This is a genomic window from Pseudoalteromonas 'SMAR' (assembly GCF_048515945.1).
In the GTDB taxonomy this organism is placed as follows: domain Bacteria; phylum Pseudomonadota; class Gammaproteobacteria; order Enterobacterales; family Alteromonadaceae; genus Pseudoalteromonas.
The window spans coordinates 16363-39520 of sequence record NZ_JBLWMW010000009.1 but is presented as its reverse complement, the minus strand read 5'-3'; the positions used below and the strand labels follow the sequence as shown (position 1 = coordinate 39520).

19 protein-coding genes are annotated in these 23158 nt (G+C 45.4%); 11 read left to right on the top strand and 8 right to left on the bottom strand.

All coding sequences use genetic code 11. From position 1 onward, the window contains the following. Positions 1-11 precede the first annotated feature (11 nt). Positions 12-2258 (bottom strand): LPS assembly protein LptD, encoded by a 2247-nt coding sequence (gene lptD, locus ACNKW2_RS05910; protein WP_419147724.1) that lies wholly within the window; start codon positions 2256-2258, stop codon positions 12-14. 112 nt (positions 2259-2370) lie between these two features. On the opposite strand from lptD, the gene ACNKW2_RS05905 reads away from it, so the two are divergent. The 3 genes from ACNKW2_RS05905 to djlA are packed head-to-tail and all read left to right on the top strand — an operon-like array spanning position 2371 to position 4900. Beyond that, a complete protein-coding gene (locus ACNKW2_RS05905) occupies positions 2371-3372 on the top strand; it encodes an aminoglycoside phosphotransferase family protein (protein WP_419147723.1) in 1002 nt (333 codons plus the stop codon). A gap of 3 nt (positions 3373-3375) precedes the next feature. Continuing rightward, positions 3376-4059 carry an N-acetylmuramate alpha-1-phosphate uridylyltransferase MurU gene (murU, locus tag ACNKW2_RS05900; RefSeq protein ID WP_419147722.1) on the top strand — a complete coding sequence of 228 codons (684 nt, stop codon included), beginning with the start codon at positions 3376-3378 and terminating at the stop codon, positions 4057-4059. A gap of 1 nt (position 4060) precedes the next feature. Beyond that, the gene (gene djlA, locus ACNKW2_RS05895) at positions 4061-4900 is read left to right on the top strand and encodes a co-chaperone DjlA (protein ID WP_419147721.1); all 840 of its coding nucleotides are present in this window, start codon (positions 4061-4063) and stop codon (positions 4898-4900) included. Between the two features lie 17 nt (positions 4901-4917). Here djlA and ACNKW2_RS05890 read toward each other — a convergent pair whose 3' ends face one another. Beyond that, on the bottom strand, positions 4918-5772 hold the full coding sequence (locus tag ACNKW2_RS05890; RefSeq protein WP_419147720.1) for a DUF3530 family protein: 855 nt from the start codon (positions 5770-5772) through the stop codon (positions 4918-4920). A gap of 121 nt (positions 5773-5893) precedes the next feature. Here ACNKW2_RS05890 and ACNKW2_RS05885 point away from each other — a divergent pair, with 121 nt between their 5' ends. Next, entirely contained in the window at positions 5894-6829 is a 936-nt protein-coding gene (locus ACNKW2_RS05885; protein ID WP_419147719.1) for a polyprenyl-phosphate transporter, read from the top strand. Positions 6830-6867: 38 nt separating this feature from the next. Here ACNKW2_RS05885 and ACNKW2_RS05880 read toward each other — a convergent pair whose 3' ends face one another. After that, positions 6868-7554, bottom strand: a complete 687-nt coding sequence (locus ACNKW2_RS05880; RefSeq protein WP_419147718.1) for a 2OG-Fe(II) oxygenase — start codon at positions 7552-7554, stop codon at positions 6868-6870. 156 nt (positions 7555-7710) lie between these two features. Between ACNKW2_RS05880 and nhaD the strand changes: the two genes are divergently transcribed. Further along, on the top strand, positions 7711-9114 hold the full coding sequence (gene nhaD / locus ACNKW2_RS05875; protein ID WP_419147771.1) for a sodium:proton antiporter NhaD: 1404 nt from the start codon (positions 7711-7713) through the stop codon (positions 9112-9114). 21 nt (positions 9115-9135) lie between these two features. On the opposite strand, the gene ACNKW2_RS05870 is transcribed toward nhaD, so the two are convergent. After that, positions 9136-10143, bottom strand: a complete 1008-nt coding sequence (locus ACNKW2_RS05870) for an ATP-dependent 6-phosphofructokinase (protein ID WP_419147717.1) — start codon at positions 10141-10143, stop codon at positions 9136-9138. Positions 10144-10287: 144 nt separating this feature from the next. Then, positions 10288-10683: an MmcQ/YjbR family DNA-binding protein gene (locus tag ACNKW2_RS05865; protein ID WP_336567250.1), complete on the bottom strand. Its 396-nt coding sequence runs from the start codon at positions 10681-10683 to the stop codon at positions 10288-10290. A gap of 870 nt (positions 10684-11553) precedes the next feature. Here ACNKW2_RS05865 and ACNKW2_RS05860 point away from each other — a divergent pair. Then, positions 11554-11745: a hypothetical protein gene (locus ACNKW2_RS05860; RefSeq protein ID WP_419147716.1), complete on the top strand. Its 192-nt coding sequence runs from the start codon at positions 11554-11556 to the stop codon at positions 11743-11745. Positions 11746-11757: 12 nt separating this feature from the next. Here ACNKW2_RS05860 and ACNKW2_RS05855 read toward each other — a convergent pair whose 3' ends face one another. Both ACNKW2_RS05855 and ACNKW2_RS05850 read right to left on the bottom strand, forming a co-directional pair. Then, positions 11758-13992, bottom strand: coding sequence for a sensor domain-containing protein (locus ACNKW2_RS05855; protein WP_419147715.1), 2235 nt, complete (start codon positions 13990-13992; stop codon positions 11758-11760). Positions 13993-14217: 225 nt separating this feature from the next. After that, entirely contained in the window at positions 14218-16887 is a 2670-nt protein-coding gene (locus tag ACNKW2_RS05850) for an insulinase family protein (RefSeq protein ID WP_419147714.1), read from the bottom strand. Between the two features lie 147 nt (positions 16888-17034). Here ACNKW2_RS05850 and sixA point away from each other — a divergent pair, with 147 nt between their 5' ends. From sixA to ACNKW2_RS05825, 5 genes are all read left to right on the top strand, one after another. Then, on the top strand, positions 17035-17502 hold the full coding sequence (gene sixA, locus ACNKW2_RS05845; RefSeq protein ID WP_419147713.1) for a phosphohistidine phosphatase SixA: 468 nt from the start codon (positions 17035-17037) through the stop codon (positions 17500-17502). Positions 17503-18078: 576 nt separating this feature from the next. After that, positions 18079-20361, top strand: coding sequence for a TonB-dependent receptor (locus tag ACNKW2_RS05840; RefSeq protein WP_419147712.1), 2283 nt, complete (start codon positions 18079-18081; stop codon positions 20359-20361). 98 nt (positions 20362-20459) lie between these two features. Beyond that, entirely contained in the window at positions 20460-20759 is a 300-nt protein-coding gene (locus ACNKW2_RS05835; protein WP_336567244.1) for a hypothetical protein, read from the top strand. Between the two features lie 104 nt (positions 20760-20863). Further along, positions 20864-21511, top strand: coding sequence for an HAD family hydrolase (locus tag ACNKW2_RS05830; RefSeq protein ID WP_419147711.1), 648 nt, complete (start codon positions 20864-20866; stop codon positions 21509-21511). Between the two features lie 92 nt (positions 21512-21603). Beyond that, a complete protein-coding gene (locus ACNKW2_RS05825) occupies positions 21604-22422 on the top strand; it encodes a DNA ligase (RefSeq protein ID WP_419147770.1) in 819 nt (272 codons plus the stop codon). 32 nt (positions 22423-22454) lie between these two features. Here the strand turns inward: ACNKW2_RS05825 and efpL are convergent, their stop codons facing one another. Next, on the bottom strand, positions 22455-23024 hold the full coding sequence (gene efpL, locus ACNKW2_RS05820; protein ID WP_419147710.1) for an elongation factor P-like protein EfpL: 570 nt from the start codon (positions 23022-23024) through the stop codon (positions 22455-22457). Positions 23025-23158 lie beyond the last annotated feature (134 nt).

Genomic DNA, 23158 nt, shown 5'->3' with positions numbered 1-23158 from the left:
CTTTCTAAATTCTATTTATTCAAAAAATACGGTCTACGGTAGCCAAAAATCCCCTGTTGAAGGAGTTTACTTGCATCACCGCTGCTTTGACTTCCCAGTCCTGAAAGGACAAACTTCAGGCTGAAGCCAGAATCAAACACTGCTTTTTCGTGATTCAGTGTTTGGTTTAAATCGGTTTCTATTTGACGGTTTGCAGTTAACTGAATCGCCCAACAACACGATTGATATTGTATGCCAACAAATGACTCTACACTTCGATCTGCTGTCATGTCGCGGTGATAGCTTGCAACAAACTGCCAGTTTTCGTCAATTGGTAAACTGGTGAATAGACCAACTTGGTCGATTTCGTAGTCTGAGACCTCATTAACGTAGCGATGGTTCAATTGTACTAACTGATTATCATCACCTTTATAGTCTAAGGTAAAGTGTGACTGTACCAGTTCTTTGCTGTCAGCATCGTATTGTACGCCACCTGAAAGGTACCAACGTTTGTGCCAATGTAACATGGTTTCGGCTGCAAACAGTGCATTGTAGTTAGTCTCATCACTGAGTAACTGTGCAGTTGGCTTTACAGACGATTCTAAATAGATGATTTGCCCAGCACTGAAATTAAAACGTTCAACATTGGCCTCGTCATAAATTCGGGTGGTGGCACCAAGGGTAAATTGATTGGCTTGGGCAATGCGGTCATACCCTGAGTAGCGTCTCGCTCTAAATAATCCCACAAAGTCATCTTGTAGCTTAGTGGTATCATACCAACCGATTTGGCTTTGTTCTCGCTGCGGGGTATACAAATACTGTAGCTGTGGCTCAAGTGTTTGCGTGCCTTTATCGAAGAAAAAAGCCGTGTTGCGCTCAAAATTCAACTGGCCATGCATTCTAACGCTGGGCAGTGTGCGGCTCACTGACTCTTGATAGTCACTGTTAATTAAGTCGCCTTTTTGTTCGTAGCGAGTATGCAGTAAGCGGGCTTCAGAAGTAAAAGACCAAGCATATTCATTGCGCGAAAACGACACTCTAGGCTCGAGATGTAAGCGAGTGGCATCGGTAATGGTTAAGCTGTCGTTTTTAAAGTGCGCAAACTCACCATCAAAGTTCCAATTTAAACCCAGCATTTTATAGCTATTTCGGGTGCTAAAACTAATTTGTGGCAGTGCTGTATAAGACTCTATATGGTCGCCGAGCACCTCAAAATCTTGCAGCTTCATATCAATAAGCCACGACTCACCCAGGTAGCTTAAACTGGCCGTGCGATAGAGTTGAGTATCAGTATCATTGGCGTAGTCTGAGGTTAAGTCGGTTAAATAGTTATCATCACTGACATTGGTAATATCAACATAGGCACGCCACTGCTCTGATAGGTAGCTTTTTTGTTGCCAGTTAACGAGATAGCGTTCATCCAGTTGCGGCTCAGAATCGTCTTGGTGCAAATATTCAACGGCGACTTTACCACGGTGCTGTTCGGTTAAGTAACGAAACTCAGTGATCAGCTGTAACCCCTTATTGGCCATGTAGCGCGGCGAAAAAGTGGCATCATAGTTAGGGGCAATATTGAGGTAATAAGGCGCAATTAACTCTAAACCAAACTTATTGGAACTGGAAATGGTGGGCGTGAGCAACCCAGATTTACGTCTATCATCAATGGGAAAGGTGAAGTAAGGCAAATAAATCACCGGAGTATCCATAATTTTGAATACGGTGTTGTAGGTTTTTCCCCAACCATCTTCTCGCGACAACACTATACTACTGGCTTCAATTTGCCAAAATGGCTCAGCGCTTGGGCAGGTAGTAAAGCTTGAGTTTTGTAATGAGATTTGATTATCAGCGGCGTAGAGCTTTTCCGCACCACCGCGGCCGCGTTGCTCGGTTAACTCATATTCAGCACCAAGCAAGCTTATCGTGTTAGCATTGAGATCGGCAAACAGACCGTTACTGTGGACTTTGGTAAATTTATCACGATACAGCAGTGGCCCAGAGGCGCTTAACAGGCCTTCTTTTTTGTCAATAAGCGCACGCTTAGCTTCAAGACTCATGGTGTTTGAGTTAATCACCACATTGCCGGAAAATTCGGCGCTGTCTACGCCTTGTAGCTCTACGTCATTGGCAACAATATCAATAGCACCTTGGGGCAGATCGGCGACTGGCTTCCAGCTCGCTGGTCGCATATAGTCTTTACATTGTGCGGCGACAATGTTCGTATTAGCAAAAGCTGCAGTATGACATAACGAAAATACAGCTAAGCCCCAAATTTTGCGCATTTAATAACCTATTTGCCAAGCGTTTACGATTAGACTGCTCATGATAAATGAAAACGGTCCGAAATACAGTAGCATTTACACAATTACAACAACAAGGTGTGACAACGACCTCATGAATAATCCAACGGCCATTGATGTCTTTTTACAGTCGGCTTTAGGCGGCCGCGACTACCGCTACCAAGCGATCACCTCAGATGCCAGTTTTCGGCGTTATTTTCGTGTCTGGCAAGGCCAGCATGCTTGGGTGTTGATGCAAAGCCCAACCGATAAACTCGACAATGCTGTGTTCGTTGAACTGACTCAGCATTTTGCTCAGCACGGGCTGAATGTCCCAAAGATTATTGCCGAAGACAGTAGCAATGGCTTATTGCTACTGCAAGACTTGGGCACCGAGCACCTTGCCGACCGCCTTGAACTTGACAGTGTTAACGCTGACTATCGAGCCTTATTACAGCAGATCCCCGCTATTGCTAAGACCTCTCATCATCCCTTAATGAAGCCATATGATGCAGACTTTATTGCTATGGAGCTGGATATCTTTCGTCACTGGTTGGTGGAAAAGTGGCTTGGCTCTGAGCTGAGTCCTTACCAACAAGTACAATGGCAACAATTAAGCGAGAGTTTAGTCAAGCTGATGTTGCAACAGCCTCAGGTCACCATGCATCGTGACTTTCATAGCCGTAATGTGATTTGGCATCAGCAGCGCTGGTTTCTAATTGATTATCAGGATGCGGTCACCGGGCCTGTCACTTACGATGCCGTGTCATTACTGCGAGATTGTTATACGCGATTACCGGCGGAACAATTTGCCCAGTTACAACAATACAGCTATCAGCTACTGCAAGACACTCAGCTACTGGCTGACATGAGCTACCAAGAGTATCAATTTTACTTTGATATTACCGGTATTCAGCGCCACTTAAAAGCGGCGGGGATTTTTACTCGACTATTACAACGGGACGGCAAGGCAGGTTACCTCGACAATATTCAGCCAACACTGCAATATATTCTCGATGTGTCTAAAAAGCACGAAAGCTTTCAATGGCTTGCAAGCTGGATCGAAAATGACATAATGCCTCAAGTGGCAGCAAAACTGACTCAAACAAAGCGTTAACACATGAAAGCAATGATATTAGCCGCGGGGCGAGGCAAACGCATGATGCCGTTGACCGCAAGCAAGCCTAAACCCATGTTGGAGGTCGCTGGTCGACCGCTAATAGAGCACCATCTGCAGCGTTTACGTGATGCCGGCATTGACGAGGTGGTGATTAATTTGGCATGGCAGGGCGAAGCCATCAAAGACTATTTTGGTGATGGCAGCGCGTTTGGTGTCACTATTAGTTATAGTCAGGAGCCCGAAGGGGGGTTGGAGACTGCAGGTGGGATTATAAAAGCCTTGCCGTTATTATGCCAAGACAGTGACCAGTTTGTGGTGATTAATGGCGATGTGTTCACGGACTATGACTGCAGCAGTTTAACCGCTTTGCAGTTGGGCAGTGATAGCCCAGGCGAATGTTTAGCGCATATTGTGTTGGTGGAAAACCCAGAACATAACCCTGATGGCGACTTTGCGCTGGCGCATCAGCCTCTGAACAGTAATAAGTACACCTTTGCTGGCATAGGTAAGTATCATCGCGATTTTTTTGGCCATCACACGGCTGAGTTTTTAAAGCTGGGCCCTATGCTTGCAGAAGGCCTTAATAATCATTGCGTCTCAACCGAGCTGTATCTTGGTCAGTGGGATGATATTGGCACCCCAGAGCGTTTGGCGTTGATAAATGACAAAGTAGGAAGGATTTAGCATGTGGGGTAAGTTACTCGGCACCATTTTTGGGTTCTTATTTGGTCGCTGGTTAGGCGCGATTCTAGGCTTTTATCTAGGCCACTTATTTGACCGTGGTTTAAAGCAAGACTTTGACAAAGTAGGCGGCTTTCAAGGGTTTATGAAAGGGGAAGACCTTCACGAACGTCAGGCGCTGTTTTTCTCTAGTTGCTTTGCGGTAATGGGGCATATTGCCAAGTCAAATGGTCGCGTCAGTGAAATTCATATTCAAGCCGCATCAGCATTTATGACCGAAATGGGACTTGAAGGGGAAGAGCGCCGCGAAGCACAACGTGCCTTCAATGCCGGAAAGGCAGCTGACTTTTCGATTAAAGAAGCGGTGGGCGACTTTAAAGAAGCTTTTGCTCGGCGTTATGATTTACGCCAGCTGTTTTTAGAAATTCAAATTCAAATGGCGTTTTGTGATGGCCACGTATCCGATGCTGAGAAAACTTTACTTAAGCAAGTGGCAAAATCCTTAGGCTTTGCTGAAACGCACTTCTTATTTTTATTAAAGCGTTACCAAGCTGAGTTTGAATTCCGTCGCTCGAATGCAACAGGGCAGGGGCAACGCCACAGTGGTCAACGCCAAGCTGCCGCCGATCCGGGCTTGAGTCGCACTCAAGCCTTAGCGGTGCTGGGGTTAAGTGAAGGCGCCAGTGAACGCGAAATTAAAAAGGCATATCGCAAATTGATGGCGCAACACCACCCCGATAAATTGGTATCGCAAGGCTTACCAGAGCACATGATGGAAGTTGCTAAACGCAAGAGCCAAGATATTCAAAGCGCTTACGAGTACCTTAAAAAAGCAAACGCCTGAGGCACGAAACTGGCAACCTAAAGCACCCGTAAAAAGCCCAGTAATTCTTTGCGTAAACGTTGATGCTGAAGCGGATCGGTTTTAACGCCAAATAGCTCGCGTTGGCGGTAGTCGTATTTATTATTACGCAGCGCCCAACGCTTTCTCATGTTGGTACTGTCGACCACACTGGGGTTGTCAAAAGAATAATAGATATCCAGTAATGCTGGGCTCACCAAAGATAAGTTTGCAGCAAGGTGCTTTTGTCGGGCGGCATTAGGCAGTTGTGGACTTATTACCGTCACCGCATCGATTTGCAAGCTCGGTAAGGTAGCTAAGTGCTCTACAAATACGCCCGCGCTGTTACCAAAGGCCACCACCACCAGTTGCTCTTCTGGGCTTTTGCTAAGGGTTTTGTAGAGCGCTTCAAAGCGGCTAATTAGGGCGGTTTTGTAGTCATCAAGGTTGCGCTCACTGACGCCAGTAAGTACTTTGTTGCCTGCTTGCTGATTTTTTTCAGGCGTTGCTGCACCTAGATCTGGGGGCAAAATATCAGCACTGCTGCTTACGGCTGGAGCGGTAATGGTATAGGTGTCAAAGCCGTCATCACTTAAGCGCTGGGCTAAAAAGCTAATGCCACTGCTGTTGAGTGGCGGCGCTAGCATATCGGGAATTAATACCACTGTCCCAGCTTTGGCGGCTGCCATGTAGGGCTGATGAAAAACATAAAAATCCTCGCCTTCTGATTGCAATGTTACAAGCTCAGAGGACTCATAAAAACGTTCGGCATCTTGTTGGTAAAAATGCTCTAGCGACGGCGGATTAATGTGTTCAGCAGCCAGGGCGGTGCCACATAAGCCCCAAACAATAAATAAGAAAACGATGATAATCATAACGTAATAGCATCCACAGACATGATTTTTTATCGGCAACGAAGTGAAAAGCTTTAGCGGTCGCTATTTGGCGTGAAATTACGGTAAGATTAGCGCCATAAAAATACAAAGGAGAGCATGAGTGCAGTATCAAGATAGCAAACGCGACTATCTCTGGATGTTTCTGAAGGGGGCTGGAATGGGCGCTGCTGACGTGGTCCCTGGGGTTTCTGGTGGAACCATTGCTTTTATTACCGGAATTTACGCGCGTTTCTTAGCGGCGATAAAAAGTGTTGATTTAGAGGCCTTGCGGCTGCTCAAACAACAAGGGGTGAAAGCAACTTGGCAGCACATTGATGGCAACTTTTTGACTGCGGTATTCTCTGGCTTAATTGTCAGCGCAGCTTCATTGGCGAAAGTTATTACTTACTTACTGGCCAATTATCAGTTGTTGGTGTGGTCGTTCTTTTTTGGCTTAATTGTGGCGTCGTTTATTCACGTAGCAAAACAAGTGACGCGTTGGCGGCTAATTAATGTCAGTGCTTGCCTAATTGGGGCGGTGATTGCGTTTATTATTACCTCGTTATCGCCAGCAGAAGCCCAGGCTTCACCCATGATGTTCTTCTTATCTGGCACCATTGCCATTTGTGCCATGATTTTACCGGGGATCTCAGGCAGCTTTATATTGCTGTTGCTGGGCATGTATGGCCATGTACTGTTGGCGGTAACCCAGTTACAAGTGTTGTTGATTGGCTTATTTTTATTAGGCTGTGTGGTTGGCTTAATGTCGTTTTCGCGGTTACTTAGTTGGCTATTTAAGCACTATGAACAAGTAACTTTTGCGTTATTATCGGGATTTTTAATTGGTTCCTTAAACCTCTTGTGGCCATGGAAGCAGGTACTCACTACCTATGTTAATTCCAGCGGAGTAGAAAAACCGCTGACACAGGCAAACATTTGGCCATGGCAGTACAGCGAGATTTATGGCCAAGCTCCGCAAACCCTTGATTGTGTGCTGCTGGCGGTCGCCGGTTTGGTGCTTATTCTTGCCATAGAGAAAATTTCTCAGCGCTATTAGATAAAATGGCTCTGCACTACTCGCAGAGCCTGCTGCAATTATGTTTTGGTACGAAACCAACCAGTAACAGATAACCGAGGTCCCTTGGCATAAGGGGCGACATAGGTTACCGAGTGCACTTTTTTGACGTCAAACACCACTAAGGAATTGAACCTAGGTGCGTAGCTGGTGGTTGGGGTACCGTCTCTTTCAAACAGTTGCAGTAATCCACCCCAGTCTGGGTGCCAGTTTTTGCTCACTCCCAATACATAAGCATACACTCGGCCTTCAGACTCAACCACATCGGTATGGCGAGTGAGGTACTGGCCACTAATATAGCGAGTGGCCTGCGCTGAAGTGTGAATGATCTGCTCGCCACTGATTTCTGAGATAAGCTGTTGCAGGGCGGGATTATTGAGGCTCTGATATAACTGGTTTAATGCACTGGGGCTATGTGCTCCAACTGAGTGTCTGCAGTACATAAACCCGAGCCCTCGGGCGGCGTCACTGTAGATATCTTCAAACAGTACTTGGCGCTCTTGCGGAGTAAGTGCTGCAAGTTGCTGATCACTAACTGTTTTTACCGTATTTTGGTGAAATAGTGCGGTATTATAGTCTAACCCGAGCAGGCATTGGTGCAACTGTTCGGCATCGCTGTCTGCTAAGATGTTGTCTATGCGCGCAAAGCCATCGCTAGTTAATTGTTGTTTTAATGAAGCTTGTTGGTGTTGCGTAAGTTGAAGCATTATTTCCTATTGATGGTTTAGTTAGACTTCTGTCCAATGCTGATATTCATTTTACTATGCTAAAGTGACTGTGGCTGAATTGCCATTCTTCTGCACTCATCAATGGGCAAAAAAATGAAAACCACAGGAACACTGTTTTTACTTTGTGCTGGGCTTATGCTCCTACCATTTAAGACGCTAGCAGCACAAGGAACCCTAGATCTCACTGACTCCACCTTAGGCATGCTTTGTATTATTGTGTTTGTTTTAGCATATACCTTAGTGATGTTGGAGGAGAAACTCCACATGCGCAAGTCTAAACCGGTTCTGGTCGCGGCTGGTTTGATTTGGCTCATGATCGGCGCGTTTTATGTTAATCAGGGCCAGCCAGATGTCACCGAGCACGCCTTTCGCCATAACTTGTTAGAATTTGCCGAGCTAATGCTGTTTTTACTGGTGGCCATGACCTATATCAATGCTCTAGAAGAGCGGCGTCTATTCGATGCCCTGCGGGCATGGATGATCCAAAAAGGCTTTAGCTATCAAAATCTTTTTTGGATCACCGGTTTCTTATCCTTTTTTATTTCTCCCATTGCCGATAACTTAACTACGGCATTACTGATGTGTGCGGTGGTGATGAAAGTGGCTGAAGGTGACAGGGCCTTTATCAACCTCAGTTGCATCAATATTGTCATTGCTGCCAATGCTGGTGGCGCATTTAGTCCATTTGGTGATATTACCACCTTAATGGTATGGCAATCTGGTATGGTGCATTTTAGTGAGTTTTTGGTGTTGTTTGTGCCTGCTTTAGTGAACTACCTCGTGCCCGCGGCCATCATGAGTTATTTCGTGGCGGCAAAAAAACCGTCTGCGGTCTATGAGCGCGTTGAGCTCAAACGTGGCGCATTGCGAATTTTGGCGCTATTTTTACTCACGGTGGCCACCGCGGTGTTGTGCCACAGCCTGCTGCATCTGCCTCCGGTATTGGGCATGATGATGGGGTTAGGGTACTTGCAATTTTTTGGCTACTTTTTACGCATGACATTGCCTGGTTCATTAGCGCGAAAGCGGGCTATGGCAGAGCGTGAAGGCGATAAAAAGCGCTTAGAAAAGCTCGGTAGTGTGGTGCCATTTGATGTCTTTAGTAAGGTATCTCGTGCCGAGTGGGACACTTTACTGTTTTTCTACGGCATCGTCATGTGCGTTGGTGGCCTTGGCTTCTTAGGCTATTTAAGTCTTATGTCAGAGTTTTTATATGGGCAATGGTCGGCGACCTATGCCAATGTCTTTTTAGGTATTATTTCCGCTGTTATCGATAACATTCCGGTGATGTTTGCGGTATTAGCGATGCAACCCGAGATGTCACACGGCCATTGGTTGTTGATCACACTTACCGCTGGTGTAGGGGGAAGTTTGTTGTCGGTGGGCTCCGCAGCGGGTGTGGCGTTAATGGGTCAAGCTCGAGGTTATTATACCTTTTTAGGCCATTTAAAATGGACACCGGTTATTTTCTTAGGCTATGCCGCGAGCATTGTTTGCCACTTATGGTTAAACGAACATGCTTTCAGTGTATTTGGTTAATCTGGGTGGCAGGGCTGCGATTTACAGCTCTGCCAAATAACTCTGGTAGCGCTTAACCCACTGCGGTGAAACGGGCTTTTGCTGTTGTAATATCTCGGCGATATCACTTTGCAGCAGCTGGCCTTGTACTTTGCCAATCATGGTTGGAGTTGTCACTGTGCCAGCGACAATCGCTTCTACTGCGGCAATTCCCAGCTCAGTGGCGAGTATTCGGTCTTCTGCACTTGGCGCGCCGCCACGTTGAATATGGCCAAGTACACACATGGCCGCGTTTATCTCGGTCTGATTATTCAGCTGTGCTTTTAGCGCTTGTGAGCCTCCGGGCCAAAGGTTCTCAGCCAGTACTATCATAAAGCTGCCATGCTTTTGCTGTTGTTTAGTAATGGCTGCAATTAATTGTGCTTCGATGGCTTGGTGGTTGTTGGGGTCACAGTTCTCAAAGGACAAGATGGCCTCGGCGCCACAGCTAATACCGACATGAAAAGCAATGTGGCCATTGTGGCGACCCATCACCTCAGTGATAAAGACGCGTTCAAAGGCGTTGGCGGTATCCCGGATTTTATCAATGGCGCTGGTGGCTGTGTTTACCGCAGTAGAAAAGCCAATGGTGTTATCACAGCCGGCTAAATCATTGTCTATGGTACCGGGCAAACCAATAAGCGTCCCTTGCCAATGTTGCCAATGTTGCCAAAGGGCCTCCAAGCCCCGAAATGAGCCATCGCCGCCAATAACAATAAGGGCATCCACGTGCAGTTTACGCAAGCTGTTTGCCGCTTGTTGTACGCCTTCTTCAGTGTGCATAGCCGGACACCGAGCACTTTTTAAAATGGTGCCACCTTGCTGCGTTATATCGGTGACACTGTGCGCCGATAGGCTGCAGAACTCTTGTTCAATTAAGCCGTTATAGCCATGATAAAAGCCAATACATTCAAACCCACAGCGTAGCGCTGACAGTGTCACTGAGCGAATAGCAGAGTTCATTCCCGGGGCATCGCCGCCGCTGGTTAGTATGGCTATTTTTTTACTCATGGTTGTATTCCTTGCCTGGCGCTTAGGTGATCATGATATTGGTATACTACGATATCTAGAGGCTATCAAGTTGATCTGGATTGGTATTATGCAGAGATTGGAAAAAGAAAACGACACAGAAGGTAGTACCTGTGCCGTTTGCTGTTATTGCTGTGCAATCTTTTTTTCTAACTCTTCGCGTTGCGCTGTAGGCAGGTTGTCTACCACAATTTGGTAGGAGTCATCGATCATTTTTTTAATCGCGTCCGCAGGTACTGTGCCATCTAAAATCACTGTATTCCACAGTCGCTTGTTCATGTGATAACCAGGTACCACTGATTCGTACTTATCACGTAACAATAAGGCTTCATCAGGGTCGCACTTTACATTCAACCACCAAACCGGTTCACCATTGTCATCGACTTGCCCCTCTTTCCCCTCAGTCAAAGTGGCAAACATTTTATGTTGAACCTTATATACATCTACATCTTGTGCAAAAGGTTTCGTAATAAACGTTGCAGGTTTAGCCTGCAAATATTCATGTACGCTTTTCTGATCCATAGCCCGTGTCCTTGAAGTAACAGTTAATACAACATGAAGTTAAGTTTAGCAGCTCTAAGGATAATACTGTAATTGTGTATCGGTAAAAACTATCAGATCGTCTATACCAAAGCGTGATAACGCAGAAAATTCTTGAATAAGTACAGACTTTTCATGATTTTTCTATACAACTCTCAATTTATCTTAAGACTGCAATAAAAAGTACTTTTATTCATTAAGATAGGGTTTTAGAAAATCTATTTTAACTTTCTGACCGCGGCCTTCCTAACGGTACTTAATATCCGGCTTAACTTTCATAACTAAAGTGGACAATGCTTGGAAACAATTGCCAACGCTTTATTTCCATACTTGCCACATCCCCAGCGGGGTGTTCACCAAAGCACGTGTGCTAATTTGCATGCTTGTGCGTTTTGGTGACAGAAATAGCGTTCACTTTGACTTGCCCGGCGTGTTTTGCTGAACCTCAGTTCAGCAGCACCGTATTGCGGTTATCTTAAGCGGTTATCGACACTGAGCCGCAACGCCATTGCTTTAAGACATAACCAAGATGAACTGCTAAATCCATAAGACAGTCCGCTATTAAATTAAATAATGCAAAATTTTGCAACAATATTTTCTTTTGTTGCTTAAATAGTGAGCGTTGTGTAGACTCGCTGACCGCGTTAGTAAACAGCCTGGTAAACCTTGCTTTGTGGTACCTCAGGAATAGGTATTAGCCTCTGGTGGCTTTAAAATACCTATTAAGAAACAAAGCAATAGCTAATTGGCTTTGCCGTACTGTGCAGTTCAAGGTCATAACATGGAAATGAGTTATCGCTAACGATGTATGCAGCTACGCTGTTAAGTAGAAAACGATTTGTTGGAGTCGCCGTGATTTTTGTCATCCTAGCTTTACTGTGTGCCATAACCATTTATACCCAAGCGCTGAAAACCGGGATGCCGCAACGGCGCTGGTTCACCTTGGCGTTGTTTAGTGGCCCAATTGCATTAATCTTATTTCGAGTGCATTACCGTAGAGCTTGGTTACGACGCTGTGGCAATTTGGTGAGGTGGCTGCCATAACAGATATGAGTGTTACTGCACTAATTGCAGGTTCGGGGCATGTTCGGGTTGTTGGTGTTGCAGTAGGAATTGCTCAAACTCAGCGCTAGATAAAGGCTTTGAGAAATAGTATCCCTGCACCGTCTGACAGTTGAGCTGCTCTAATAATTGCAGCTGCTGCTTTTGCTCAACGCCTTCGGCAACGACATGTAAGTCGAGGTTATGGGCGATGGTAACGATGGAATCGACCATGTTACGGCCACGCTCGTTCCCCATGTCATCAATAAAGGCTTTATCCACTTTGAGCGTATTCAGTGGGAACTGTTTTAAGTAGGCCAATGACGAATAGCCGGTACCAAAGTCATCCATGGCCAAATGTATACCGCGAGCACTGAGTGACTGCATGATGTCGATGGCTTCTTTGGGGTCATCCATTACCGTGCCTTCCGTGATTTCTAGTTCAAGAAAGTAAGACGGCAGTTGGTTCTTTTGTAAAATGATATCAATGCGAGTAGTTAAGTCTGGCAGACTAAATTGTTTCGCTGATAGGTTGACGGCTACTCGACCATTAAACAGTCCCTTGTCTATCCAGCGTTTAACATCTTGGCATGCTTTATCGAGCACCACTTCACCAATGTCGATAATCTGCCCAGTTTCTTCGGCGATGGGAATGAACACTCCCGGGCTGATGACGCCTTTTTTGGGCGTAATAAAGCGCACTAATGCTTCCATACCTACCAGCTCACCGGTTTTGATGTTCATTTTAGGTTGGTAATAGACCACGAAGTGATCTTCTTTAAGGCCATAGCGCATCAAGTTTTCTATTTGCAGTCGCTTAACCGCTTGCTCATTCATCGAATCGTTGAAAAATAAGTAGTGGTTGCCTTTTTGTTTCGCGTGATACATCGCAGTATCTGCATTTTTCAGCAGGCTTTCTGGCGATTTGCCATCTTCTGGGCATAGCACAATGCCCACCGATGAGGTGATCACCAGCTCATGATTGGCGATGCGAAACGGCGTTGCTATCGCGGCTAGAAACTGTTTTGCCGTGCGGGTTATGGTGTGAATGTCGTTGGTGCCAGTAATAATAAGTGCAAACTCATCGCCGCCAAGGCGGTAAAAGGTATCTTGCTGACGTGCTAACTTATTGAGGCGCATGGCAAGCTTTGCCAGTAGGGTGTCGCCTAGTTGGTGGCCCAGAGAATCGTTGATTTTTTTAAAGTTATCGAGGTCAAACACCAGCAGCGCATGGTGGGTACCTTGCTGTGACAGTTTTTGTAGATTGGTGAAAAACAAATTACGGTTAGGCAGCCCAGTGGTTCTATCACGGTTTGAGAGGTTATGCAGTTGTGATTCGGCTTTTTTACGCTCGGTTAAATCGGAGTAGACCACCACGTAATTGGTGATTTGGCCATGGTTATTCTTAATCTCGTCAATGGTGATCTCCATTGGCAATAACACATCCGCGGCATTTCTGAGCTTTAACTCTTCTTGCCAATGCTCAGTTTGCTGTAATTGCGATTTAACCTGAGCAATAAACTTATTGTCGTACCCTGGCAGGGTAAATTGTTTATTGAGGTAATGCTCCCGTTGACCGCCAAAGAGCTTAAGGTAACTGGGGTTGAGGTCGACTAAAAAGTAATCTTTGTCGTAAATGGCGATGGCATCAGTAAGTGATTCAACGCACTTAGCAAATAGGTTTAAACGCTCTTCGGTGTTCTTAAAGTGACCAATATCGCGAACCGTACCTGTCATCCGTAGCGGGTTTAGGTTATCGTCTTTTTCAATTATTTTGCCGCGGTCTAACACCCAGTGATACTGACCTAAATCGTCTTTAATGCGGTAGCTGGCCTCAAAGAAAGGCGTTTTTTCAGCAAAATGTTGTTTTAATAGTTTTTCGACAATGTGGACATCTTGGGGGTGAATGCGGTTTTGGTTGGGGATGCTATTGCCTTGCTTGGCGGAATTCATATTGTATTTGTCATTAATCCGGATGATTTCACCAGATTGAATGTTCCAGTCCCACAGCGTATCGCCACTGCCTTCAATGGTGCTTTTAAAGCGTTGCTCTGAATGCTTTAATTGTCGGGTTGACTTTTTTAACCGTTGATTTGACCACAATAAGTAGGGAATCGAAAGTAAAGCCAACGCACACGGAAACAGCCAAGCAAGTTGCGGGGCTGTTAACAGAGATACACTAGCGTAGCTTGGGCTAGTGAAAAGCGATAAAACAAAGACAATCTTTATTATTGTTAGGTGTCGGCTCATAGAGTATGTAATTTAAAACTGCAATCTCTAATCTAAATCAAGCCTTGGGCTGAGTCAAAAAGAAAAAGGCAATTACCGCAAAAAGCACGATAACTGACCGCTTTTTCTAAGCTTGAGATAAAATAACTATGAATTACATTGCACTGAGCAAGTGGGTGGTTAAGGTAAAGAGTGGCTGAAAGCCTACTCGCTAGGCTTTCAAGCTGAAATTTTATGTGGTTGCAGTTAGTTACAGGTGAAAATTAACCTTGCTCTATTTGCATCCAGCATGTCATTGATATAATTGCTTACCTCTGCCAAGGTCAACATATCTAACGCTTCTATTAAGCGAGCTTGCATATCAAATTGGTGGAAGTCGTTAGTGATGGCAATCCAGAGCCGTTGTGCGCGCAGGCGTAAGTTTTTATCCCGCTCTGAAATGTGCAGTAGCAAGCCTTCTTTGGCACGTTGCCAAGTGTCTTCATCAATTGCTTCTAGCTGGGCAGCGAACTGCTGTAAAAATAAGCGGTGGCGGTCAAGCAAATGCTGGCTGTCGTAGTTCGGCGATTGTATGTAGAAGGCAATTCCGGCGCGGGTATTAAAAGGTGCGTAACCGGCGCCAACCAAGTAGCCCAGTTGCTCTTGCGAACGCAATTGATCGAAATAGTCTTGGTTGATGAGGTGATTCACCGCCATCATGGTGACTTTTTCTTTTACTGAGTCAGTTTGCGACTGGAAGTATTCTATAAATGCATGATCACTGCCATCACGGGTAATGGCATCGGTTAGTGTGTCAGTAACCTCGGTTAATGGTCGCTTTAAATCATCGAGTATTTCGCTGTCGACAAACAAGGCGTGTACTGCTGTTTTCAATTGCTGAGCATGCTTTATTTGCCAATTACCATGCATAAACGCTTTGACATGAATGGCGGAGAAAAATGCTTTGCGGAACAATTGAAACTCATTAAAGCTGACGCTTTTCAGGGCGCTAGCTAAGTCTTCAGGGCTTGGGTTCCACGGCATCAAATGGGCACCGAGGCGACTAAACAACTCACTAACGGGTTTGTTTTTATTGTGACTGCGCCAATGGCGGATCAGCTGCTTTTTGTACTCAGCAAAGCGTGCGGCATGGATTGGCTGGTGTAGTAGGGCATCTACTAATTCCAAAATTAAGGTGGTTTGGTTACCTGTAAGACCTGCAGTGTGCAGCGTCAGCCCCCCTTGGTGGGAGTTGATATGATAGCTTAACCCTGCCAACTCGGCACTGTAAAAACGCTCCGCTACGGCGTCCATAAACAGATCAGCAAATAAGCGTGATAACGCCATGTGTTTATAGCATTGCACCGATGGTGCTGAGTCTATCTCAAGATAAAAATGGCCTTTAGTTACTCGAAAGGTCACATCTTGTTTAAACCAAAACTCAAACCCTGGTTGCTCGGCTAAGCGAATCGGTTTGTCTTGCGATGATTCAACCGGGTGGAGTGGGTTACTGGCACTTAAATAAGGGTTAATCGCTGGCAGTGCCATTTGCGGCAAAGGCATACTTACTTTTGCTAACGATTCTAACCACTCAGGTGCTAAAGGTTGAATACTGTATGGCGTGTTATACCACTTAGCTTGCTTGTTAACGTAGGCATCAGGATGGATTAACACTAGGCGCATATTGTGTGGTGTTAGGTATGACAACAATTCATTATGCTGAGCTTCACAAAAGCCATCCATACGATAATCGCCATAAAGAAAGTCTTGTTGTTGATAATGGTGCATGTTGACACTAACCGAGTTCACCCACTCTAGTGTGCGGCCGATTTCTTGGTTATCAAAGGCAATATTTAATAGCGTGCTTTTGTCTTGATAGAGCCGTGGCAGGGCAATGACGTTTTGCTTGATCAGTGCCAAGTATTCAAACAGCATTTCGACAATGTCTTCGTAGTACTCAATGCCTTCGTCGGTAAGTGCAAAGCTGACGTTAAAGTCGCGAAAGTTGCTCCCCGTGATACCGCCCCCGGCAGACAGGGCGTTAATCCAACCTTGAGACTTCAATATCGAGTACAAAGAGCCTTTGCCTTCATATCCCAATAAATGGGCAAGAAAACTAACGCTTTTGTGTTTGTAGAGGTCGGCCGGGTTGGGCATGGCAAAGCTGACGATCAACTTTTGCATATGCTTACGAGGCTTTATTTGTAACTCCTGACAGAGATCGTCAGGGCGATACATTGGCGTTTCAATAGCCGGCTTAACTTCGCTGCTGCCACGAATACATTGAAACACTTGGCAATAATGATTTAACTGTTTCAGCGGTTGAGGTGCTGCGATGACTAAGGTCATCCATTGCGCCTGATAGTGGTGCTGAAAAAAAGCCTTTAACTCAAGCGCTATATTTTGTTCACCATCGGCAAGTGTTTCGCGTGTGCCCACAGAGAACTTGGCAAATGGATGAGCCGGGTTAATGGTTTCTTTGTGCACTTGATAAATGCGGCGGCCGTCGTCTTTTATTTTTAGTTTAAACTCGGCATCAATGGCTTCACGTTCTTTTTCGCTGTCATTGGGGCTTAAAAGTGGTGCAATAAAGAACTGACTGAACCGCTCTAATGCCGGCTGCAGTTGCTCAGCGTCGCAATCGAAGTAATAGCTAGAGTGCTCAGTGCTAGTCCAAGCATTGGTTTGGCCGCCATGCTGACTAATAAATTGAGAAAAACTGCCCGACTCAGGATAAGCCTCGGTGCCAAGAAATAACATATGCTCAAGAAAATGAGCCATGCCTTGACGGTGTTCGGGGTCATCAAAGTGGCCAACATTAACGGTTAATGACACGGCGCATTTTGCAATAGAGGCATCATTAACAAGGAGCACTCTTAGACCATTGTCCAGTGTTATAAATTGGTACTGCCGACTATCATTATTACTCAGTTTCAATACGCTGCTGCCGATAAATTAGTTAAAAGTAATTGCAGGTAACTGGAATTTCATTTCCCGTTAATGCTTCATTTGTTTTAATATAGCGAACAAATCGGTGATTTAGCTACCGGTTTAGTCTAAATTAATCATAAGGTGCTGAATAGTATGAAGACAATCCTGATTATGCGTCATGGCGAAGCGCAAGCGCTGCGCAGCACTGATGCCAACAGGGAGTTAACCGAGCACGGAGTACAGCAAGCACAACACATGGCCACTTGGTTAAAGCAGCATTATCAAGTTGATGCGGCATTGATCAGCCCATTTGTACGTGCCCAGCAAACGGCAGCCCAGGTGTTGCAGCCACAATCCCCACAATTTGTGGAAACCTGTGAAGATATTGTGCCAAGTGGTACGGCAAATACGGCTATTGATTATCTTGAAACCTTAATCTCATTAAACCCGCAGTTAAACACTTGGTTGCTGGTGGCACACATGCCCATCGTCAGCTACTTAGTTGATCAATTGTGCCCAGACAATATGCCTATTTTTAATACTGCAGCAATAGCAGTGATTAACTACAATGAAGAGTCTGGCCGCGCCGAGTTTGTAGCAATGGAAACTCCAGAGCGCTGAAGCGATTAAACTCAGGCCGGTTTTTTTCCTTAAATCGGTCTAATGTCCTATTTCTAATTCATATTGAACTTTACTATTCTGCCACAGTCATATTGACCAGTAACGACTTTCGGTAATATGACCGTTACCGACTATGTTTTGGTTCTTGTTTGGGCGCAAGTGGCAAAACATCACAGCATCTATTATGAGTTATCACGACTTCGACCTCGTGAACGCTTCAATTGATGTTGTTTCTGTTGTCGGTAAAGGTTGGAAGGGTGAACATTTGTGCTTGGTTTTCGAAAGGACAAATGTCCGCTTTTTGTGGTTTTTTGTTGCTAAATGTTGTGAACTGTCAGCTAACATAGCTAAAAGTTGTAAAAAATTGACTTTTTTAGTTCGGTTTATGAAGCAAAGTAAAAATTTGCTGCTATAATTAGCGCCGTCTCGTTCAGCCGTGCAAATTTGTATCGCACTCTCAATTGCAAGGTCCGCGTTAATAGAAAAACGCGTAAAATTGAACGTTCACGCCACGTGAAACGGCGCCCAAAACATATACCGTTGAACATAGAGTGCACTAAAAGGTCGAAATCCAACATGAAAGCAATGAAAAGATCCACGTTAGCAACGTTAATCAATGCTACGTTGTTCTCTGCTGTAGCAGGTACTTCATTTTCTGCCCTTGCTGAAGAAGAGCAAGCAAAATCAAACCAACTAGAAGTAATCCAGATTACTGCGCGTAAGCGTGTTGAGAACGCACAAGAGGTGCCTGTTTCAGTATCAGCACTGCAAGGTGATGGCTTAAACGCTTATAGTTCTGCGGGTATGGATATTCGTTTCATGAACGCGAAAATTCCAAGTTTATCTGTGGAATCTTCTTTTGGTCGTACTTTCCCACGCTTTTACGTTCGTGGTTTAGGTAACACGGATTTCGATCTAAACGCATCACAACCGGTTTCGTTGGTTGTCGATGAAGTGGTTCAAGAAAACCCTATTCTTAAAGGCTTTCCAGTTTTTGATATTGCACGCATCGAAGTGTTACGTGGTCCTCAGGGCACACTATTTGGTCGTAACACGCCTGCGGGCCTAGTAAAGTTTGATACAGTAAAGCCTAGTCAAGACTTTGATGGTTATGCAGCCCTTTCATATGGTAGCGGTGGTGCCACTGACTTTGAAGGTGCGGTAGGTGGTTCTGTAACGGATCGCTTATCAACTCGTATTTCAGCGCTATGGCAAGAAAAAGAAGACTACATCGACGTCAAAGCCCCAGGCTTTGAAAAAGCAGACTCACTAGGTGGCTACAACGAGCAAGCTGTACGTGTGCAGTTCTTATATGAAGGTGATAACTTCAACGGCTTACTTAACTACCATTATCGTGATCTTGATGGTCGTCCTATCGCATTCCGCGCCAACTTAATTGAAGCTGGCAGCAATAACATCAACCCAATTTATGACAACGACGTGGTATACCACGACGCTGCTTCTCGTGCGACACAACAAGTTCAAACTCAAGGTGCGAGCTTAAAGCTTGAGTGGGATTTGGATCAGCACACTGTGACATCAATCTCTGCTTGGGAGAGTGCTGAAATTTATTCTCGTGCCGACGTTGACGGTGGTTACGGTGCGGTATTCCTTGATACACAAGGTCCAGGAGTGATCCCGTTTGCTTCAGAAACCGCAGATGTTATTCCAGATCACGACCAATATACTCAAGAGCTTCGCCTATCTAGCAACTTTGCCGGTGACTACAACTATCAAGTTGGGGTTTTCTTATTTGAAGAAGACCTAGAAATCGAAAGCTATAGCTTTGATACCTTTGCTTACGATGCTAGCCTTGACCAATTCGGTGCGCAAAACGGTTTCGCACTGCAGCAGCAAGAGACTTCTGCTTGGGCGTTATTTGGTTCATTTGACTACTCAGTATCTGATGCACTTAAAGTGACTGCAGGTCTTCGTTACTCAGACGATGACAAAGACTTTTACGCTATGCGAACTAAAAACCCAACTCCTTGGAACGGTTCGCCAGATGTACTTGATGGTCGTGCAAATCCAAGCGACAGCCACGTTAGTTGGGATTTAAGTGCTACTTATAAACTTACCGATGATGTTAATCTGTTTGGTCGTATTGCTAATGGTTTCCGTGCGCCAAGTGTTCAGGGTCGCATCTTATTCGGTGATGTCGTCACAGTAGCTGAGTCAGAAACGACTAACTCGATTGAAGCGGGTATTAAATCAGACGTGTTAGATGGCTCAGGTCGTGTTAACGCAACCGTATTCTATTACAAAATGAATGATCAGCAGCTTACTGCTGTAGGTGGTGGCGCTAACTTTAACCGCCTAGTTAATGCCGACGAGACCACCGGCTATGGTTTTGAGCTTGATACTGAATGGGTACTTACAGACGAGCTTAATGCAACATTCAACCTTAGCTATAACAACACCGAGCTTAACGACAATAACTTAGCTGTTCAGGTCTGTGCTCAGTGTACGGTAACAGATCCGCTTAATACTGAAGGCCTAGCTGTGCTTGATGGCAACAGCCTACCGCACGCGCCAGAGTGGATTGCCAATGCAACATTACGCTATACCAAAGAAACTGAAAATGGTGAGTTTTTTGTATACGGCGATATGTCATACCGCAGCGAAATCGACTTCTTCTTGTATAAATCGGTAGAGTTTGAAGGTGAAGCTCTGTTTGAAACCGGCCTACGAGCTGGTTACCTATGGTTCTCCGGTGACAATGAATATGAAGTTTCAGTATTTGCTCGTAACTTATTCGACGAGCAGGTTGTTATTGGTGGAGTTGATTTCAACAACAACACCGGTATGCTGAATCAAGAGCGCTTTGTTGGTGCAGAATTTAAAGTAAAATTCTTCTAATTCACACCACAGTGATTATAATGAATATGCCAAAGCCCGCTTAATGCGGGCTTTTTACTATCAGCTTTTATTTTGACATTTTTATGATGGGAGTCGCTATGTCAGGTTTTTGGAATTACCGTGTAATTTTCTGTGAAGCAACCAAAACAGAGCCTGAGCTCTATCAAATCCACGAAGTAGAATATAACCTTAACGGTAAGGTGACGAATTGGTCTGAAACCGGTGCCGCACCTTTTGGGCGTACCATAGAAGAGTTGCAGGCCGATAGCCAAAGGTTACAATCTGCTTTCGAAAAACCCATTTTAAAAGTGGTAAGACAGCCTCGGGGTTACACCTTGGTTGAAGTGGAGTCGGGCGAGGAAGCGTCGGCAGAGCCGCCTGCTGGTCTACAGCAATAATGGCCTAATACGAGACACAGTATAAACACGCTTGAGCTGGAAGGGCAGAACCGCTCAGCGCTTCTGCTTGAATTGAGAAAAGCAAGAGTAAGGTAGAGAGTATAATGCGTTTTCAAGCGGTATTGTTTGATTTTGATGGCACCTTAGTGGATTCAGAGGCATTGCACTATCAAAGTTGGATGCAAGTGTTGGCGCCTCTTGGGGTATCTTACACTGAGCAAGCGTTTTGCCATGAGTTCTCTGGTATACCGACCCTAGAGGCGGCAAACATACTCAAACAGCGACATCAGCTAGCGCCATCGGCAGCCTCTTTATGTGACGATAAAAACGCACACTTTGTTGCCGTGGTAAGCGAAGTGGCGCCGACCCTCATGCCTTTCGCTCAAACCGTTGTCGAGCAAAGTGCCAAGCAAATGCCCATCGCTTTGGTGACGGGGAGCAGCCGTGCTGAAGCCATTCCAGCGTTAGTCAGCCATGATCTCTTGCCATTGTTTGATGTGGTGATCTGTAAAGACGATGTTGAACAGCCAAAACCTCACCCAGAGCCATACCTACAAGCGTTAGCGCAGCTTGGGGTCGCCGCCAGCCAAGCTGTTGCCATTGAAGACAGCCACACAGGGTTGCAATCAGCAAAGTCTGCTGGGCTGTGTGCGGTGGCTATTCCCAATAGCCACTCTCAGGTGCAAGACTTAAGCATAGCGGATCAGCAATTTAATAATTTAGCTGCGTTTTATCAGTGGCTTAGAAATTAGCCACGAAAGGAATTTTACAAACCAGCTGAGCTGTGCAATGTTTAAGCAGTTAGATGTTACTCTTCACTGCAAAGGATATTGCTATGAAAACGATGCTTTTAGGACTGCTTTTTTACAGCTTTTCACTGTTTAGTGCCGAGCCTCCAGCCACTCAGCTTGCCGCTATTTATCAAGGTCATGAAGCCATATCAGAGTATTTAGTGAGTGAAAAATACGATGGCGTCAGGGCGGTGTGGAATGGTGAGCAGCTGCTTAGTCGTGGTGGCCATGTGATCCATGCGCCAGATTGGTTTACGCAAGGCTTGCCCAATGTTTGGTTAGATGGTGAGTTATGGGCTGGCTACAAAAACTTTGCCTTTGTCAGTGGGGTTGCTCGCCGTCAGCAACCAAACGATAGCCATTGGCGGCAAATCACCTATTATATTTTTGATGCTCCCGATAAAACGACTCCTTTTGTTAAGCGGTATCAGCATTATAAACGCCTTATTGACGAGTTAAATATCCCTCATATTCAAGCCGTAGAGCAGCTTGCGTTGCAAAACCGCCAAGCGTTAAATCACTACTATGATGCCGTGTTAGAGAAAGGGGCCGAAGGGCTCATGCTACATCGTAAAAATGCCTTACATAAACCTGGGCGCAGCAGTGATATTGTCAAGTATAAGCCTTATCAAGATGCCGAGGCCATTGTGCTTAAGCACTTACCTGGTAATGGCAAATATAAAGGCATGATGGGGTCGTTGTTGGTAAAGGACGAGCGAGGTAAGCAATTTAAAATCGGCACCGGCTTTAGCGATGCCGAGCGCAAAGCGCCGCCAGCGGTTGGTAGTCGCATCACTTTTCGTTACCAAGGTTACACCAAGTTTGGCAAGCCAAGGTTTGCACGCTTTTTGCGGATGCGACCGGCGCTGTAAAAGGCTGATTAAAACCCGCCTAGCAGAGAAAATTAGTCGGCGCGACCCATAAACTTAGATTCAGCGGTATTGATTTTAATTTTATCACCGCTTGAGATGTGCTCTGGAACTTGCACCACTAAGCCCGTAGTGAGGGTGGCAGGTTTAGTTCGAGCACTAGCAGAAGCGCCTTTTATCGACGGTGATGTTTCTGTAATGACCAACTCCACGCTGGATGGCAAGTCGATTGAAACAGGAGAGCCTTGTACCAGTACCACCGATAAGCCTTGAGTGGCTTCGTCAATAAACAGCAGTTGTTCGGCAATGCTGTCTTTATTGAGGTGATACGGGGTGTAATCTTCGTCATCCATAAACACGTATTCATCGCCATCGATGTAAGAGAGCACGGCACCGCGGCGATTGAGATCGGCTAATGTGAGCATTTCTTCTGCTTTAAAAGTTTGGTCAACCTTAGAGTTATCAACCACATCGTACATCCGCATACGATACAAGCTGCCGCCAGCACGACCTTGTGGTACCGAGCGCTCAATGTCTCTAACAATCATTACGCGGCCGTTATATTCAATGGCAGCATGTTTTTTTATTTCACTAGCCTTGGGCATGAGTTCTTCCTAACAAAAAAAGTTGCTTAAATATAATCACTTTTAGGGCTTTTTGCGAGCGTAAATAAATCTAGATAGGGGATAACATCAAAACGACAGAGTGGGTGACCACGGTGGTAATTATATGCTTTAAA